Source organism: Pseudomonas sp. TH31 (assembly GCF_016650815.1).
In the GTDB taxonomy this organism is placed as follows: Bacteria; Pseudomonadota; Gammaproteobacteria; order Pseudomonadales; family Pseudomonadaceae; genus Aquipseudomonas.
Genome location: NZ_JAEKEZ010000001.1, coordinates 66,256 through 83,466, shown reverse-complemented (window position 1 = coordinate 83,466; position 17,211 = coordinate 66,256). Strand labels below are relative to the sequence as shown.

Below are 17,211 nucleotides of genomic sequence, written 5' to 3'. Positions count from 1 at the left end.
TATAGCGCCGGTCGCCCATCAGGTTGAGAGACTCCCGGGGAATGCCGCGCGCCTTGATCAAGTACTTGTGCAGACTCATCACCGCCACGTTTCCCCGGCGATCCAGCCGTAGAAACCATCGTTGGCCGATTCGGAGGCTCCCCTGAGGATCCCCTCGTCTACGTTGACGTCCTCCAGTCCCCCTTCAAGAGTCCCCGCGGAACGGCGCCGAACAGTTGTGCGGTTACTGAGCCGCCGGACGCTCGATGATCAGCGATTCGATGTTCATCTTTTTCGCCTTGGTCAGCGCCGCGTTCAAGTCAGCCTGCCGTGCCTCGGCCTCGGCTTTGGATCCGAACGGGCCGAGCAGGATACGGTCCTTGCCGTTTTCCCGAACCACATTGGAAACGAAGCTGTGTTCGATCAGCCAGCCGCTGAGGTCGCTGACTGCCTGGGTTGTTTCGCCGCGCACTTCGAGATCCCATTGCGGACCAGCTGCCGGAGCAGGGACTGAAGCCTGCACGGAAACAGCGCTGGATGGCGTCTTTTGAGTGCTAGCTTCCTTGCCCTCACCACATCCCGCCAACGCCAATACTGCGATTACCAAGGCCATTTTGCGCACAACGTTTCCCTCTGAATGCTGAAAGCGCGGATTTTAACATTCATGAATACTTCCCGAGTGCCGCAAAATGGGCTTAAAACAACGAGAATGATGGTTGCGGCCTCTGTATAGTTACGCCTTGGGAATTAATGCAGCATCTGCGCGTCAGAAAGAGGCACCCAAACCACGAGACTTCGCACTAATCTATAACTACACCGACCTCTGCACTGTCTGAATCAGGTGCCCTACACGCAATCAAGGAGAAGACCATGCTGATACTCACCCGCAAAGTCGGTGAAAGCATAAATATCGGTGATGACATTACGATCACTATTCTGGGCGTTAGCGGCCAGCAAGTCCGGATTGGCATCAACGCCCCGAAAGACGTTGCCGTACATCGCGAAGAAATCTATCAGCGCATTCAGGCCGGTCTGACCGCACCAGACAAACCACAAACCCCCTGAATCCTGCTGCATCAGTAGCCAGCCCGTTCGCTTCAGCGCAATGGCTGGCTAAAGATTCACGCTCGGCATTCGCTGGGCACCCGCCGCCGCTCCCTCCCCTGTTACGTGAAGCCATACGACCGGCTTCAGCCACGCCGTGGCTGTCAATCCCGACGAATCAGCGTTGCTAGCCGAAGGTCACACCCCGTGCCATGCCGGTGGCCGCGATCACCATGAGCATCAACAACAGGGCTTCAATGTGACTGAGCCGTGCAAACAGCCTGGCCCGCCCCAGATCAACCGATGCGCCACGCCCCAGCGCGATTCGCCATTTGATCAAGGTGGTCATCGGCGCCAGTTCCATTAGCAAAATGATCACAAACAGCGTCATCTTGAGATGAAACAGCGGCTGATGAAGGTAGTAGTCGGTGCCCTTTTCATACCCCCCGAAGGCTCGCATCAGACCTGTGATCAACAAAATCCCGGCACAAATCCCCCACACGTTATCCGCGACCAGCACGCTACGAACCTGAGCCGTTCCCGCAGCCAGACGACTTAACGCCGTGCCGCGAGTGAGCACCGCCCAGAGACCCAAGGCAACAGCCAAGAGGTGGATCGCCGCAAGAAACCAGTGAGACAGCATGGGAATGCTCCAGGCAGGGAATGGAAAAGGTTCGTCAGTAGTAGTCCAGAACCCGGAAATCTGCCCACAGACCGAAAGGGGATTTTTCGAAGCGTGATGTGGACCGAATGGGCCAGAATAGCCATTCACCAAGGACGCAATACATGAACCGATCAAACCTGCCGACGCTGGTCCTGCTACCGGGCATGGATGGAACGGGTGAACTGTTCCAGGCGTTCGTGGCGGCCCTGGAGAACGCTTGCGACACGGTTGTCGTGACTTACCCCTGCGACATCCCGTTGAACCATGGGGAACTGCAAGCCATTGCCAGGCAAGCGTTGCCCACCGACCGGCCGTTCGTGTTGCTGGGAGAGTCCTTCTCCGGACCGATCGCCCTGTCCCTGACAGCCTTGAATCTGCCTCTGCAGGTCGGGCTGGTGCTCTGCTGCACCTTTGCCAGTAACCCGCGGCCGCTGTTCCGCCGCTTGGGCTTTCTGCGCAATATGCTGCCGGTGGGACTCGTGCCGGCCCGATGGCTCAGCCCATTGTTGCTCGGTCGATTTTCCAGCGCTGCTTTGCGCACCGCACTGAGTCGGGCGATCAACAAGGTCAAACCTTCGGTTATGCGCGAGCGACTGCGATCGGTGCTCGACATCGATGTATCGGCGCAGCTTGCACGGATCAATGTGCCCACTGTTTATTTGCGTGCCACCCAGGATCGAGTGGTGCCAAAGGCAGCGTGCATGCGGATCTCTGAGCTGAAACCACAGGTGCAAGTGATCGAAGTCGACGCCCCACACTGCCTGCTTCAGGCTGCACCCGATACGTCCGCTCACCTGGTCATCGAGTTTTTGCGCGCGCGACAAACACACTGAGCCCCGACGTTTACACGCAGGGCCTCGTTTTCACACCAGCCCTGCACCGTCAGCGGTACCCGCCGGACGCCGACTCAGGCGCTGAGTGAGATCTTCGACCATTTGTGTCTTTAGGTCTGACGTCGCTGCCCGGGCTCCGGACGCTGGAGCAGATTGCGTCGCCCTCGCCGGCAATTACCCGGCCATGCCCGTGCGCGCAGGCACCGAGGAGCACGACGGTTACCTCACGCTGAAGCAGGATGCCCTCCTTAAGTACTTCGCCGGTGATGCTCCTCACGACAAAGCCCTGGCCCTGTTCGCCGTGCAACAACCCATTGCCAACAGCCGTAATTCCCCAGTCGATTTTGATTACAACTTTGTCATTCAACTGTTGGTCGGCTGTCTGGATCGCCTCGTTAACCTGAGCTCACTGCCCAGCTACTCAACCGGCAGTCACCTACATCCAGATCTCAGAGAGAGACACCTCATGAAAATGTTAATCCTCGGTTTCGCCGCCCTCCTCGCCACCGGCTCAGCCTTTGCCGACACCCAGCCGCAGGCGCCGGTGATACACGACAAGAGCGGTTTCTTCGTACACCTGGACGTTGCTAAAGTCCTGTCCACCACTGACATTTCGCAAGAGTGCGGCATCATTCCTGCGCGACTCGATTACCTGGACCACAAGGGTCAGGAGCATGTGCTGGATTACCAGGTTGAAGGCTCCGGTTGCACCAATGATCATTGATTGTGCGTCGCCAGCACGGTGCAGCTCGCATCAGGTGCAGATGATCGGGCTACACTGGCTCACGCCGTTCACGGCGCAATGATTTCTGACGGAAACCGACCATGAATATCCTTGTCGTTGAAGACGAGCCCAAGGCAGGTAACTACCTGCTCAACGGCCTGCAGGAACTCGGTTACTCGGTCAGCCTGGCGCGCAATGGCGCGGACGGCTTGCACCTGGCCCTGGAAACCTCGTTCGACGTCATCGTGCTCGATGTCATGATGCCGAAAATGGACGGCTGGGAAGTCCTGCGGCGCTTGCGCAAGGAGGCCGATACGCCGGTGCTGTTCCTCAGTGCCCGCGACGACATCGCCGACCGCATCAAGGGCCTGGAACTCGGCGCCGACGATTACCTGATAAAACCGTTTTCCTTCGCCGAACTGGTGGCGCGCCTGCGCACCCTGACCCGTCGCGGTCCGTCCCGCGAAGAAGAACAACTGCAAATCGCCGACCTGCAAATCGACGTGCTCAAGCGCCGCGTCACCCGTGCCGGCGTGCGGATCACCCTGACCAACAAGGAATTCGCCCTGCTGCACTTGTTCACCACGCATCAGGGCCAGGTGCTGTCGCGCTCGCTGATTGCCTCGCGGGTGTGGGACATGAACTTCGACAGCGACACCAATGTGGTCGACGTTGCCGTGCGACGCTTGCGCTTGAAAGTCGACGACCCGTTCCAGCTAAAACTGATTCACAGCGTGCGCGGTATCGGCTATCGCTTTGATACGCAACCATGAACAGTCGGCCGCATTCCCTGACCCTGCGACTGGCGCTGCTGTTTGCCTTGCTGGCGTTTGCCTCGCTGATCACGCTGGGCGTGTGTTTGTATCGCGAGCTGGAGCGTGAGCTGATCCGCCGGGACGATGCCGCGCTGGTCACCCGCGTCGATCAACTGCGCACCTTCCTGAATGACAGCAACACCCTGGACCTGATCAAGAGCAAACCGGCGTTGTTCCAGAACATGCTCGGCAACCGCGAATCCCTGCTGATGATTGGTGCGCCGGGGCAAAAGCCGTTGCTGGTGGTCAACCCCGGCAACCTCGACATGCCGACCTTATCGCCGGTGACAATGGACCATCCGCTGGTGCTGACCGACGTGCAGCACTTCCCCGGCGTCGATGGCGTGCCCTTCGCGGCGCTGGCGGCGACCATCGATTCGGGCGACCTGGGCAGCCTGCAAGTGGTGGCCGGGCGGCTGATGACCGAGCGCACCAGCGTGCTCGCCAATTACCGACTGCGGGTTTACATCCTCGCCAGTATCGCCGCGTTGTTGCTCGCCCTCTGCGGCTACTTGCTGCTCTATCGCGGGTTGCGCCCACTGCGTCGTCTCGCGGCCCACGCTCAGGGCATCGGCGTCGGCAACCTCACCGAACGCCTCGACAGCCACGGCGCGCCGCTGGAAGTGCTGCCGATGATCGACGCCTTCAACGGCGTCCTCGATCGCCTCGCCACAGGCTTTATCCAACTCGGCCAAGTCTCCACCGACATGGCCCACGAACTGCGCACCCCGATCAACAACCTGCTCGGCGAAACCCAAGTCGCCCTCCAGCAAAGCCGCAGCGTTGAAGCCTACCAACAACTGCTCGCCTCCAACGTCGAAGAACTCGAACGCCTGGCGCGCATGCTCGACAACATGCTGTTCCTGGCCCGCACCGACCCCGCCAGCGCCTTGCGCCAACGCCAGGAACTGGACGCGGCGGACGAAATGGAGCGCATGGCGGACTATTTCGAAGGGTTGGCGGCGGATGCCGGGATCAGCATCAAGGCCCATGGCAGCGGCGTGATCTGGGCCGAGCCGATGTTGTTGCGCCGGGCGCTGGCCAACTTGTGCGCCAACGCCATCAAATATGGCGCGCCGGATTCTGAATTGGTGGTGAGTGCGACGCCCTCCTCCGACGGGATCAGCCTGCGGGTGAGTAACCAGGGCGCGACCATTGCGCCGCAGCATCTGCCGAAACTGTTTGAGCGGTTTTATCGGGTGGATGAGTCGCGGGAGCGGTCGGCGCAATCGAATGGTCTGGGGTTGTCGATTGTGGCGACGATCATGCAGTTGCACAGCGGCCGGTATGGCGTCACCAGCGAGAATGGGGAGACGTGTTTTGAGTTGTTCTTTCCGGGGCGGGTGCTGGAGAGGTGATCGTACTTATTCGGCAATTTGAGTAACAAGCCGCGACATGACTGGTGACCCGCCAGCTATCTCCCTATCATGCCGCCCACTGGCCCTTGTGTAAGGAGCCAGAGGACAATCATTCAAAAGGGATATAGACGTGAAAGAGTTCGTAATTGGCGTAAACAACGTAGTTCTGTATGTCGCGCTGGCCGTTATCTGGATCATGGCAGTGGTGATGGTGTTCGTTCAGGGCTTCTGGTCCGGGGCAGGCATTTTCATTGCGGGCACCCTGACCTGGTGCATCGTTTCCGGCTTCTGGTTTGTACAGTCGGCGACTTATGAAGAACTGAAGAAGTTGAACGCCAAGTAAGGCCGCCCCCAGTCGCCTTGCTCTACCGCGTGGGTCCGACGCGGAAAAATATCGGACTGCGATACTCACCTGCACCCCCTACCTGAAAAATCTCCAGCCGCCCCCAGGCTTACCTGCAAAACCTTCAGCACGACAGTCGACGCTTATGCATGGGCCAAATTACGGGCTCGTCGCGCCAAACCACGAAGCTTTCACCTTTATCTGACAAGGGCCCTACAACTGCGCGCCTACGCTAGGCGCCGCCATGAGTCGATATCGAGGAGGGCCAGGCAAAAACAGCCCTGCGGGCAAGGACTTAACGGGTAACGTTGATGTAATCGCAATGATTAAAAAACACCTGTGCAATCCAATCAGTCGAGAGCTCTCTATGTCCATCGGAGCCGTATCCGCTTCAACCGCAGTGACTATCAACGGGCAAAGTTCTGCCCAGAGTCAGCCTGCGGCGAAAGAAAATCAGAGCACCACAGCCGTCGCCACCGCGACGAGCAATGTTGCGGCAGCCCTGAAAGAAGCCAACGAAACAGCTGCGCAAACCGCTCAAGAAGCAGGGCATGGTGATCGTCAGGCGCAGCACTTGATGCAAAAGCACCACCATCAACCTGCACACACTCCAGCGCCGACGGCTGGCGTTGTGAACGGTAACGGGCAGATCACTGGCGAGATCATTAACACCAAGGCGTAACGCCCTCGTTGGTGCGAAAGGCTGGCAAATCCTGCTTGAACGGGGTTTGCCGGTCAGGTTCAAAGCACAGCGGGAGTGAGGGATTTCCAGCCATGCGACAGCTGTCAAAAAACCTATAATGTGGGGGAAATGCCCTCGTTACAGTGCCTGGCGACTACCCGGGCTTGTGGTTTTCCAGTACTCGATCACCGCTAACTCACCCATCACCATGACCCGCTGCAACACCATTATCTTCCTGCGTTGGTCACGACCTCCCCTCCGATGCAATAACCAAGCAGTTGGCCACACACTTTTTAGCCAAACAGCTGTCAACCAAACAAAAGAAAAGACGAGCCGAGAATGAAGAGTATTTGAAGAATAAGAACGTGAAGGCATTTTTTGATGCCATTGCCGAATTCGAAGGAAGTAACTACCACGCGAAATATGGTTATGGCTGGGCACAGGGTTTTAACTGGAAAATGGACTTTCACTGATGAGTCCACCGATCCGGGGGCAGGTTACGGCGAATCAATTACAGCATCGGGCAGGTATCAAATTAACATTGCCAATTGGCGCGAGTATGCCGGAAAGATGGAGCTCACCGACTTTACGCCTAATACGCAAGACCTTATGGCGGTGGACATTCTGCGCACCCTCGGTGTGATCGACAAGATCAAGACCGGCGACATCCGGGAGCAATGCCGAAGGCGGCAACGAGGTGGGCGGCACTTCCCGAAGGTCCTGGTAAGGCGAATCATTATCCGCCGCAGCCGTATGTCGAGTATTCAGCGTTTTTGGCGAGCTACAAATCGGCTGGAGGGGTTGTTAAATGAAGGCTTCGATCCTCGCGCTCGTCGCACTTTATTGCATTGGCACCAGCGCAGCATTTGCGGATGGCTCGAAGGCGACAAGCGACAGGCGCGGGCCGGCAGGCATCGCGGTCGGTGAGCCCTTGGGCGCGGCCAGGGCCAATCTCGTCAAACAAGGATGGAAGCCGACGCGGATGCATACCACCGACGGCTATGAACATAGTGGCGCGGAGCGGGAGCTGGCTGCACGCAAGTTCTTCGAGGTCGATGTCTGCTCTTTTGATAGTTCGCGCTGCATCTTGTTCTACTCAAAGAACGGCGCTTGCCTGCGCGTCGACACCATTGGGGAGCAATTCAATGACATGACGGTTACGCGATGGGCCGATGAGTGTCCTGACGCGCCTCCAAAACCAAGTAAGCGCGGCGCGGGATAGCAACCGACTATTTTGAATGGGGCGACATTTGCCAGTACCCGGCGCCGCACCGAAAATTGCGGTCATTCAATCTCAAAGTGCTGATTCTGAAAATACGGATTTGGGGACAACAAAAAAGGGCCCACCTTTCGGTGAGCCCTTCTAGACCGCCCAGCAGAGCGGATTTTGTTTGGTAGGCGCGATTGGACTCGAACCAACGACCCCCACCATGTCAAGGTGGTGCTCTAACCAACTGAGCTACGTGCCTGCTGTGAGGCGGCATTCTACGGAATTCCGGAGGGGTGTCAACACCTTTTTTCGAGCTAACCCTATGAATATGCAAAATATTTAATTTTGCTGCCGGGAAGAAGATTTTCCGGTGGCTGGCGGCGGTTTTTTAACTCGGGTAGGATCGGCGCACTCGTAAAATATATTAAACAGAGGCAGCAGGATGGCGAACACCCCTTACCCAGAGTCCTATTACGCCGCATCGGCCAATGCGGTTCCGCCGCGTCCGGCTTTACAGGATGACGTGGAAACTGATGTCTGTGTAATCGGCGCCGGTTACACCGGGTTGTCCTCTGCCCTGTTTCTGCTGGAGAACGGTTTTCGGGTAACCGTGCTGGAGGCGGCCAAGGTCGGGTTTGGTGCCTCGGGGCGTAATGGCGGGCAGATCGTTAACAGTTATAGCCGTGACATCGATGTGATCGAGCGCAGTGTCGGCCCCAAGCAGGCTCAGTTGCTGGGGCAGATGGCGTTCGAGGGCGGGCGGATCATTCGTGAGCGGGTCGCCAAATATAATATCCAGTGCGACTTGAAGGACGGCGGTGTGTTCGCCGCCATCACCGCCAAGCAGATGGGCCATCTGGAATCCCAGAAGCGTCTGTGGGAGCGCTTCGGTCACTCGCAGCTTGAGTTGCTGGATCAAAGGCGCATTCGTGAAGTGGTGGGCTGCGATCAGTATGTCGGCGGCATGCTCGACATGAGCGGCGGGCACATTCATCCGTTGAACCTGGCACTCGGTGAAGCGGCCGCTGTCGAGTCGCTGGGCGGCACTATTTATGAACAGTCGCCGGCCGTGCGCATCGAGCGCGGGGCGAATCCGGTGGTGCATACGCCACAGGGCAAGGTCAGGGCCAAGTTCATCATCGTTGCGGGCAACGCCTACCTTGGCAATCTGGTGCCGGAGTTGGCGGCGAAGTCGATGCCGTGCGGGACTCAGGTGATCACCACCGAACCGTTGGGCGATGCGCTGGCCAAGAGTTTGTTGCCGCAGGATTACTGCGTCGAAGACTGCAATTACCTGCTCGACTACTACCGCCTGACCGGGGACAAGCGTTTGGTCTTCGGCGGTGGCGTGGTGTATGGCGCGCGGGATCCGGCGAATATTGAAGCGATTATCCGGCCGAAGATGCTCAAGGCCTTTGCGCAGCTCAAGGACGTGAAAATTGATTACGCCTGGACCGGAAACTTCCTGCTGACGCTGTCGCGTCTTCCGCAGGTCGGACGGCTGGGTGACAACATCTACTATTCCCAGGGTTGCAGCGGCCATGGCGTGACCTACACGCACCTGGCGGGCAAGGTGCTGGCCGAGGCATTGCGCGGTCAGGCTGAGCGGTTTGATGCGTTTGCGGATTTGCCGCATTACCCGTTTCCGGGTGGGCAATTGTTGCGGACGCCGTTTGCGGCGCTGGGTGCCTGGTATTACGGACTACGGGACAAGTTCGGCTACTAAGCCCTGTAGCAGCTGTCGAGCCCCGGCGAGGCTGCGTTCGGCTGCGAAGCAGTCGTAAAATCAGGCGACGCGGTATTTCAGGATACCCTCGCGCTCAGGTTTTACGACTGCTTCGCAGCCGAACGCAGCCTCGCCGGGGCTCGACAGCTGCTACAGAGCCTGGGCTTGCTCCCACATTTTGTTTTGCGTCGCGACTTTTAGCTTGGGAAGTCAGCGCCTTCGCTGACACTCGCCCAACCTTCAAAGTCCTTGCGCAGGGCTTCGATCTTGCCGCGACCACCGGCCAGTGCCGCTTTGCCCAACAACAGACGCAACGGCGGATTCTCGGCCTCGACCGCATTGACGATGGCCACCGCCGCCCGCACCGGGTCGCCCGGTTGCTTGCCGTTGTAGCCGCGGATCATGTCCAGGCGTTTGCCAGCCGTTTCACGGTAGTCGTCGATGGTCTGGCTCGCTTCGTTGGCCGAGCGACCCGCCCAATCGGTGCGAAAACCGCTGGGTTCGACGATCAACACCTTAATGCCGAGCGGCGCAACTTCCTGGGCCAGGGATTCGGAAATCCCTTCCACCGCAAACTTGGTCGCGTGATAGAAACTCACCGCAGGGAACGCAACGATCCCGCCGACCGATGAGATATTCACCACCGTCCCGCGACGCTGCTGGCGCATCCCCGGTAACACCGCGCGAGTCATCTCGACGAGGCCCCAGACGTTGATGTCCATCATCTTGCGCACTTCAGCCAGATCGCTTTCTTCGAAGGAACCGAAGTAGCCGATCCCTGCGTTGTTCACCAACACATCAATACAGCCGAAACGCGCTTGTGCGGCCTCAACGGCAGCGTTGACCTGCGCCGGATCGGTGACGTCCAGCTTCAAGACCAGTGCAATGTCTTCATGCCCTTTGACGATGTCTTCGACCTGCGCCGGGTTACGCGCCGTGACCACGGTCGGGTAGCCGAGGCTGAGGGTGTGCAAGGCCAGTTGCCGGCCGAAACCTGTTGAACAGCCGGTGATGAACCAGACCGGTTTGGATGTCGATGCAGTCATGCGGATCTTCCTCCAGGTAGCTGCCCGCCGATGCGAGCGATGTGCTTGAGTATGGACACACCGGGCTTTCCTAAAAAGGGCCATAATCTGCAAACCCTTTTCGGAAAAACCACACAATGAAAGAGCCGGACTTTCAGCAACTGCGGCTATTCATGCAGGTTGCCCAGGCCAAAAGTTTCACCAGTGCCGCCGATGCCACGGGGTTGTCGGTGTCCACGGTCAGCCATGCCGTGCGCGAACTGGAGAAACAACTCGGGTTGCGCTTGCTGAACCGAACCACTCGCAGCGTTAACGTCACTGAGGCGGGCGAGCAGTTGATCAGCAAGATCGCGCCATTGATGGAGGATTTGGGGCTGGCGCTGCGCAGCACGGCGGCGGCCGGTGATGAGGTGGCCGGAACGCTGCGTCTGAGCGTGCCCTCAAGCGCCAGCCGCTTGATTGTGCAGCCGCTGCTGCGCCGGTTTCTGTTGGCCCATCCGGGATAAATCTTGAAGTGGCGGTGGACAACAGCCTGATCGATATCGTCACCCAGGGTTTCGATGCCGGTATTCGTTACGACGATGTACTGGCCCAAGACATGGTGGTAGTGCCGATTCTGGCGGACATGCGCTTTGTGGTGGTGGCCTCGCCGGAGTACCTGGAATGTCGGACGCTTGTGCAGCACCCGCAGGATTTGTTGCAGCACGAATGCCTGAACTATCGCAGCGCCGCGTCAGGCGCCCTGCCCCGCTGGGATTTTGAGAAGGACGGCAAGCACACGCGCATCGCGGTCAAGGGACGGTTGGCGACCAATGACAGTGATTTGCTGCTAAGGGCAGCGCTGGATGGTTTCGGGTTTGCGTACTTGTCCCATGCACCTATTGCGCAGCATCTGGACAGTGGGGAATTGGTGTCGGTGCTGGAAGACTGGGTGCCGACCAGTACACTTTATCTGTATTACTTTGAGCGCAATAACACGCCGAAGAAGCTGCGGGCATTTATCGATTTTTTGAAAGCCCGTGCATTGGGGGTGTAGCGAAAAGATCGCAGCCTTCGGCCGCTCCTACAGAGGAATGCGATCGGCGTAGGAGCTGCCGAAGGCTGCGATCTTTTGATCTTAAAGCCGATCCCGAGCGATGCCGCTGCGGATTCGCAAGATATCGGCGAGTACCGCCAAGGCGATTTCCGCCGGGGTCTTGCTGCCCAGGTTCAGGCCTATCGGGGCATGAATCCGAGCAAGCTCGACATCCCCCAACCCACCAATCCTGCGCAACCGCTCAAAGCGCTTTTGCGAGGTCTGCATCGAGCCCATCACGCCGATGTAAAACGCATCGGTGCGCACCGCTTCCATCATCGCCAGGTCATCAATACGCGGGTCATGGGTCAACGCCACCACGGCCGTGTCACTGTGGCAGCCGCCCTCGGCGATGAACACCGATGGCAGTTGGCGGCGAATCTCGACGTTGTTCAGCACCACGCCTTCCAGTACCTCATCCCGCGGGTCGCAAAGAATCACCTCGAAGCCCAGGCCCACGGCAAACTCTGCACAGGCCTGGGCAACACTGGAATACCCTGCCAGCAGCAACCGTTGAGCCGCGCCAATTCGCACGCGCACCCGGTCGATTTCCCGCTCGATGCGCGCGCCCTGCTCGCTGTCTGCGAACACGCTGCGCACACCACTGGCCAGATCGACCTCGCGGATCAACCGGCGCCGGCCCAGCAACGCCGACTCCAGCTGCCGCAGATGGGCCTGAACTTCACAATCAGATTCAAGCTTTTCCACCAGCACATCGAGCACGCCGCCACAGGGCAGACTGACCAGGAGCGCGGGTCATCGCCTTCGCCATAACGGACCACGCTGACGGCCTCAAGAAACGCCCCTTCGGCGACGCGCTCGAGGAAGTCTTCCTCGACGCAGCCACCCGACAGCGAGCCGATCCATTGCCCGTCCGCGTTCACCGCCAGCAGCGAGCCCGGCGCACGCGGTGCCGAGCCGTAGGTGGCGAGCACCGTGCACAGCCACACGCGCCGGCCGGCCGTCGACCACTCCAGCGCCCGGCGCACCACTTGCAGATCGAGATGCTGCATGTCAGTGCGCCTTGTGCTCGGTCGGCGGTGCATCTGCCTGAAGCTTCTGCACATCGCTGAGCGCCAGCTCACTAGGCTGCCCACCCCAACCTTGACGCAAATAATTCAGCAGATCGGTCAGTTGCTCGTGACTGAGTTTGTCGGCGAAGCCCGGCATCGGTTGCATGCGTTCGAACCCGGCGAATTTCTGCTCGCCGATGCCGTCTTCGATCACCCGCAACAGGTTGCGCGGATCTTCCAGGCGCAACGTGGTGTTGCCGCGCATGGCCACCGCGATGTGCGGTTTGCCCTCGCCGTTCGGCGCGTGGCAACCGGCGCAGACGTTCAGGTAGTCCTGACGACCGCGTTGGGCGCCAGCGCTCAGTTTGTCCAATGGCACATCGGTGATCACCTTCGCCGCTGGCGGTTGATCGCCAAGCAGGTAAGTCGCCATCGCCGCCAAATCCGGGTCATTGAGGCCTTGGGTGCTGTTGTGGAACACCGGGAACATCTCGTTGAACATCGTGCCCTGGGCGCTCATGCCGTGTTTGAGGAACGAGCTCAGGTCCTGATGATTCCAGCCGCGAGCGGCCAGGTCATTGGCCAGCAGGCTTGGCGCCAGATAGCCGTTGAGCACACCGCCGGTCAGGCGTTTGTCCTGCTGCATCGCACCGGGCAAACCGCGCGGGGTGTGGCATTCGCCGCAGTGCCCGAGCACTTCAACCATGTACTGGCCGCGTTTGAAGGCTTCGCTTTTGCCCTCGGTCGGCGCCAGTTTCACATCCTTGCCGTAGAGCATGTTCCAGCCCATCAGGCCCAGGCGCACGTTAAACGGGAAGCTCAGGCTGGTGACCGGTGCTGCACGCTCGATTGGCTCGACGGTTTTCAGGTACGCATGAATCGCGTCCGAGTCTTCACGCGGCATCAGGTGATACGAGGTGTAAGGCATCGCCGGGTACAGGTTCGCGCCATCCCGGCGTTTGCCTTCGGTGAGCGCGGCGAAGAATTCGTCATCGTTGTACAGACCGATGCCGTGCTCTTTACTCGGGGTGATGTTGGTGCCGTAGATCGTGCCGAACGGTGAGACGATCGGCAGACCGCCGGCAAACGGCGCGCCACCCGATGCGGTGTGGCAGGCCATGCAATCGGCAGCGCGGGCAAGGTATTCGCCGCGCTTGACCTGATCGTCCGCGTGAGCCAGTAACACCGGCGCAACCAGACCAACCGCCAACGCCAGGCGGGAAAGTAGAGGCTTCATGCTTAACCCTCCTTGACCAGGCCGAGATCGGTCAGCACGTTGCGGGTCGCGCTGTAGTAACGCACGTAGCCGGTGCAGCGGCAGATGTGGTGACCGAGGCTGTCCTCGATGACTTTTTCCAGCTGGCTTTTAACGATCGGCTGACGCTGGAGTTTTTCCACCAGCACCGTCGCCGCATTCACAAACCCCGGCGCGCAGTAGCTGCACTGAAAGGCGAATTCATCGACGAAACGCTGCTGGATCGGGTTCAGCGCGGTGACCTTGCCCTGCTCATCGCGGCTCGCATGACCTTCGATGGTCCGCACTTTTTGCCTTCGAAGTAATGCGCGCCGGTGATGCAGGTGCGCACTTCTTCGCTGGTGCCGTCCGCGTTGTCGACGATCACCACGCAGGCGTGGCAGATGCCCTGGCCACAGCCCAGACGCGAGCCAGTGAGGTTTTTGTATTCGTGCAAATAGTCGATCATCGGCAGGTCATCAGGGATGTCCACCGGGCCGACGGATTGACCGTTGAGGGTCAGTTGAAACGGACGGTTAGCCATTGAGGGCCTCCTTGATGCGTGCAGAAGTGATCGGCAGGTCGCGGACACGTTTGCCGATGGCGTGAGCCACGGCGTTACCGATGGCGCCGACGATCGGGATCATCACCACTTCGGCAATGCCCTTGGACGGGTCGCTCGGCGACAGCGGTGGCAAGATTTCGGCGGTCTGGTTCCAGACCGCAACGTGCCGGGCCATCGGCAGGCGGTAACGGTTAAAGTTCCAGTCACCCTCCCCCGGCCCGCCTTCGTACAGCGGCATCTCTTCGAGCAGCGCATGGCCGATGCCCATGGCGATCCCGCCTTCGAGCTGGCCCTTCACCAATTCTTCCACCAGCACCCGACCGCACTCGACCCACGAGTGATGGTTGAGCACTTGCACCTCGGCCGAACCCTTGTTCACTTTCAATTCCACCAGCGTCGCGACCGGGCTGTAGTAAGTCACCATCGCGTTGTTCAGTTGAGTGCTCGGGTAATGCACATTCTGCCGATCCAGCAGGTGGAAGCCGGCGCTGTTCATTTGCGCCTTCTTTACCTTCGGTGCACCGTCGCCGTACTTCACTGCTAGCCCGTCGAGCGGCAGACGTTCACGCACGCCGTCGATGCTGAACTCGGCCTCGGCCCAGCTCCAGCGGTTGAAGCCGTGTACCGTCGCGCCGGTCACCAGCCCTTTTTCGTGGGCATGTTTGGCCAACTGCTCAAAGCTCAGCGGCTGCAGGCCGTTGGCGGTGAGTTTGCCGTCGACCCAGTGCGCATCTTCGCGACGCACCACGTATGGGTTGGCCTGGCCGCCGTAAGGACCTTGGCCCCAGATCTGCAGCGCCGCCGGCCACAAGCCGTGGTTGAACAGCACGCGGGACGCTTCACGGGTGGCGTGGCTGAAGTAGTACGCGGAGTTGGTCGACGACGAGGCCGAGGCCAACTTTGCGACCCAGCGCGGATTACGCACCAGGCGATCCTGTTCAGCCTGAGTCATGGCGTATGGGTTACCCACACTGATGAGCTGCAACTCTTTCCACTCGGTCTCACCGGTCTTCACTTCAGTCGCCGGCACACCAAGGAAATCAGCCACCACCAAGGCTTGCGAGGTCGACATCCCGGTGCCCATCTCGATACCTATATGGCGCAGGGTGACATGCCCCTCGGCGGTGAATTCAACGCTGGCCATCAGTGCTTCGGCACCGTTGCCAAAATCTTTCTGGCTGATCGCGAAGCCGACGCCATACCAGTGATCCGGATCCTGTGCTTCACGCTGTTGCTTGATCGCATCGCGCTGCTTCCACACCTCGTGTTCGGCGGCCTTGTCGAGAATTTCATGCAGGCGCAAGGCACCCGCCGGCACCGCACCCTGGGTGTTTTTCATGCCCGAGACCATGGCGTTTTTCTTACGCAGTTCGATCGGATCGATGCCCAGGCGAGCGGCAATCTCATCGACCATCATCTCTGTGGCCGCCATGGTTTGCAGGGTGCCGTAGCCGCGCATCGATCCGGCTTCAACAGCGCGGGAATGATAGGCCGTGACCTGCAGATCGTTCTGCGGCATGTAGTAGATCGACTGCGCCGCCGTAGCGCCGACCGCTGCAACCAACGGGCTGCAGTTGATCCGCCCGCCACCATCGACGCTCATCTCGGCGCGGAATATCTTGAAACTGTGATCGGTCTTGTCCACGGCCAGTTGGTAGCGAATGTCGAAAGGGTGACGCTTGATACCGCTCTGGAACTGCTCGTAGCGGTCGTTAGCCAGGCGCACAGGCACACCGGCGCCGTATACAGCCGCCAACGCTGCGTAATACACGAAGATGTTATGGTCCTTGGAGCCGTAGCCAACGGTGTAGCCCGGATGCATGACCAGGTTGCCCAGGCCAAAGCGCGACGGCGCGATCATCTCCGCGGTTTCTGTCGCTACTTCCACCGGACACTGGGTGGCAACCACGAAATGCAGGGTCTTGGTCGCCGGGTCGTACCAGCCATTACCATTATCGGCTTCCAGCGCAGCAGGCTCGACCGACGAAGTCTTGTAGCGCTCATCGAACACCAGCCAGTTGTCCGGCGCAGTGTCGATCTGCTGTTTCATACGGTCGGCGTAAAACAACCCGCGCTCGGTCAGGTTGCCGTGCAGGTTGGGTTGTTCATTCCATACCGGACGCCGGTTGCGCAACATCGGCAACAAGGTCGAGTCTTTGAGGCTGGCAAATTCGTCTTCATCCGCCGAGGTCGCGCCGCCCACCCGTACGTAGCGGAAGCTGCCATAGGCATCTCGCTCGCTGAACGGTGCCTGGGCGCCGTAACGAATCGCTTTATCGTTGAACCTGAGTTTGTCTTTGGCCTGGCGGAAGCGCTCGAAGTCGTTCCAGATCAGGATTGCCACCGGATGACCGATAAACATCGCCACCTTGCCCACCGGCAGCAGCGGATCGGGCCCGTATACTTCGGGGAAGACGATGCCATCCCTGACCAGGTCTTCGGCGGTAACGATGCGCTCAGGTTGCAAATCGGCGCCGAGCCACGACAGGTCGTAGCCAGCGTAGATGCGATCAGCCTTGATGATTTTCAGCAACATGGCGTGGCCCTGCTGCTGGGGCCAGCCTGGCATGTCCTTGGCGCGGATGTCGCGGGCAAAGACTTTGCTGCCGCAGACCTTGGACAAGGCATCGTTACGCGAACGCGCCTTGCCGTTGTTGCCGAGCCATTGCTCGGGCGGCACGGTCACGCTGTTTTCCATCAAGGCAGCCAGCGCCTGGGTACTAAGCGGTGCAAGCGTTACGCTCACACCTGCCACCAGCCCGCCCTGAAGGAACGAGCGCCGGGAAATATCACGGTTGGACATGGATCATCCTCTGGGCGGTTATAGGTCCGCCCTTCTGGTTATGTTCTGGGGATCTCGAGTCTTGCAGAAGCGCTTTTGCTAGAAACAAAAGGCTGTAACTGACAGTGCAAAGCTGACT

The 17,211-nt window shown here is 59.5% G+C and carries 16 protein-coding genes, 1 tRNA gene and 2 pseudogenes; 11 read left to right on the top strand and 8 right to left on the bottom strand.

Annotated features, from left to right (window positions below; all coding sequences use genetic code 11):
• Positions 1–223 precede the first annotated feature (223 nt).
• On the bottom strand, positions 224–601 hold the full coding sequence (locus tag JFV26_RS00420) for an SPOR domain-containing protein (RefSeq protein ID WP_201188724.1): 378 nt from the start codon (positions 599–601) through the stop codon (positions 224–226).
• Between the two features lie 248 nt (positions 602–849).
• Here JFV26_RS00420 and csrA point away from each other — a divergent pair, with 248 nt between their 5' ends.
• A complete protein-coding gene (gene csrA / locus JFV26_RS00415) occupies positions 850–1,044 on the top strand; it encodes a carbon storage regulator CsrA (RefSeq protein ID WP_007938114.1) in 195 nt (64 codons plus the stop codon).
• 166 nt (positions 1,045–1,210) lie between these two features.
• Here the strand turns inward: csrA and JFV26_RS00410 are convergent, their stop codons facing one another.
• On the bottom strand, positions 1,211–1,666 hold the full coding sequence (locus tag JFV26_RS00410) for a DUF2214 family protein (protein ID WP_201188722.1): 456 nt from the start codon (positions 1,664–1,666) through the stop codon (positions 1,211–1,213).
• Positions 1,667–1,809: 143 nt separating this feature from the next.
• On the opposite strand from JFV26_RS00410, the gene JFV26_RS00405 reads away from it, so the two are divergent.
• From JFV26_RS00405 to JFV26_RS00370, 7 genes are all read left to right on the top strand, one after another.
• Positions 1,810–2,520, top strand: a complete 711-nt coding sequence (locus JFV26_RS00405; RefSeq protein WP_201188720.1) for an alpha/beta fold hydrolase — start codon at positions 1,810–1,812, stop codon at positions 2,518–2,520.
• A gap of 466 nt (positions 2,521–2,986) precedes the next feature.
• The gene (locus JFV26_RS00395) at positions 2,987–3,244 is read left to right on the top strand and encodes a DUF2790 domain-containing protein (protein ID WP_201189003.1); all 258 of its coding nucleotides are present in this window, start codon (positions 2,987–2,989) and stop codon (positions 3,242–3,244) included.
• Between the two features lie 101 nt (positions 3,245–3,345).
• On the top strand, positions 3,346–4,017 hold the full coding sequence (locus JFV26_RS00390) for a heavy metal response regulator transcription factor (RefSeq protein ID WP_201188719.1): 672 nt from the start codon (positions 3,346–3,348) through the stop codon (positions 4,015–4,017).
• Positions 4,014–5,417: a heavy metal sensor histidine kinase gene (locus tag JFV26_RS00385; protein ID WP_201188717.1), complete on the top strand. Its 1,404-nt coding sequence runs from the start codon at positions 4,014–4,016 to the stop codon at positions 5,415–5,417. Before JFV26_RS00390 ends, JFV26_RS00385 begins: the two co-directional genes overlap by 4 nt.
• A gap of 130 nt (positions 5,418–5,547) precedes the next feature.
• Positions 5,548–5,760: a hypothetical protein gene (locus JFV26_RS00380; protein ID WP_201188713.1), complete on the top strand. Its 213-nt coding sequence runs from the start codon at positions 5,548–5,550 to the stop codon at positions 5,758–5,760.
• 244 nt (positions 5,761–6,004) lie between these two features.
• A complete protein-coding gene (locus JFV26_RS00375) occupies positions 6,005–6,442 on the top strand; it encodes a hypothetical protein (protein WP_201188711.1) in 438 nt (145 codons plus the stop codon).
• Between the two features lie 808 nt (positions 6,443–7,250).
• Positions 7,251–7,664 (top strand): hypothetical protein, encoded by a 414-nt coding sequence (locus JFV26_RS00370; RefSeq protein ID WP_201188710.1) that lies wholly within the window; start codon positions 7,251–7,253, stop codon positions 7,662–7,664.
• Positions 7,665–7,834: 170 nt separating this feature from the next.
• On the opposite strand, the gene JFV26_RS00365 is transcribed toward JFV26_RS00370, so the two are convergent.
• A tRNA-Val gene (locus JFV26_RS00365) sits at positions 7,835–7,911 on the bottom strand.
• 183 nt (positions 7,912–8,094) lie between these two features.
• Between JFV26_RS00365 and JFV26_RS00360 the strand changes: the two genes are divergently transcribed.
• On the top strand, positions 8,095–9,378 hold the full coding sequence (locus tag JFV26_RS00360; RefSeq protein WP_201188708.1) for an NAD(P)/FAD-dependent oxidoreductase: 1,284 nt from the start codon (positions 8,095–8,097) through the stop codon (positions 9,376–9,378).
• A 197-nt stretch (positions 9,379–9,575) separates the two neighbouring features.
• On the opposite strand, the gene JFV26_RS00355 is transcribed toward JFV26_RS00360, so the two are convergent.
• On the bottom strand, positions 9,576–10,424 hold the full coding sequence (locus JFV26_RS00355; protein ID WP_201188706.1) for an oxidoreductase: 849 nt from the start codon (positions 10,422–10,424) through the stop codon (positions 9,576–9,578).
• Positions 10,425–10,540: 116 nt separating this feature from the next.
• Here JFV26_RS00355 and JFV26_RS00350 point away from each other — a divergent pair, with 116 nt between their 5' ends.
• Both JFV26_RS00350 and JFV26_RS00345 read left to right on the top strand, forming a co-directional pair.
• Complete coding sequence (locus tag JFV26_RS00350) at positions 10,541–10,909, top strand: LysR family transcriptional regulator (RefSeq protein ID WP_201188704.1); 369 nt, start codon at positions 10,541–10,543, stop codon at positions 10,907–10,909.
• Positions 10,910–10,923: 14 nt separating this feature from the next.
• Complete coding sequence (locus JFV26_RS00345) at positions 10,924–11,439, top strand: LysR substrate-binding domain-containing protein (RefSeq protein ID WP_201188702.1); 516 nt, start codon at positions 10,924–10,926, stop codon at positions 11,437–11,439.
• Between the two features lie 81 nt (positions 11,440–11,520).
• On the opposite strand, the pseudogene JFV26_RS00340 reads toward JFV26_RS00345, so the two are convergent.
• The 4 genes and pseudogenes from JFV26_RS00340 to JFV26_RS00325 form a co-directional block, all read right to left on the bottom strand.
• Positions 11,521–12,491, bottom strand: a pseudogene (locus tag JFV26_RS00340) (XdhC family protein).
• Between the two features lies 1 nt (position 12,492).
• Entirely contained in the window at positions 12,493–13,728 is a 1,236-nt protein-coding gene (locus JFV26_RS00335; protein WP_201188701.1) for a c-type cytochrome, read from the bottom strand.
• A 2-nt stretch (positions 13,729–13,730) separates the two neighbouring features.
• Positions 13,731–14,269: pseudogene (locus JFV26_RS00330) on the bottom strand ((2Fe-2S)-binding protein).
• The gene (locus JFV26_RS00325; RefSeq protein WP_201188698.1) at positions 14,262–17,093 is read right to left on the bottom strand and encodes a xanthine dehydrogenase family protein molybdopterin-binding subunit; all 2,832 of its coding nucleotides are present in this window, start codon (positions 17,091–17,093) and stop codon (positions 14,262–14,264) included. Before JFV26_RS00325 ends, JFV26_RS00330 begins: the two are co-directional and overlap by 8 nt.
• Between the last annotated feature and the right edge of the window lie 118 nt (positions 17,094–17,211).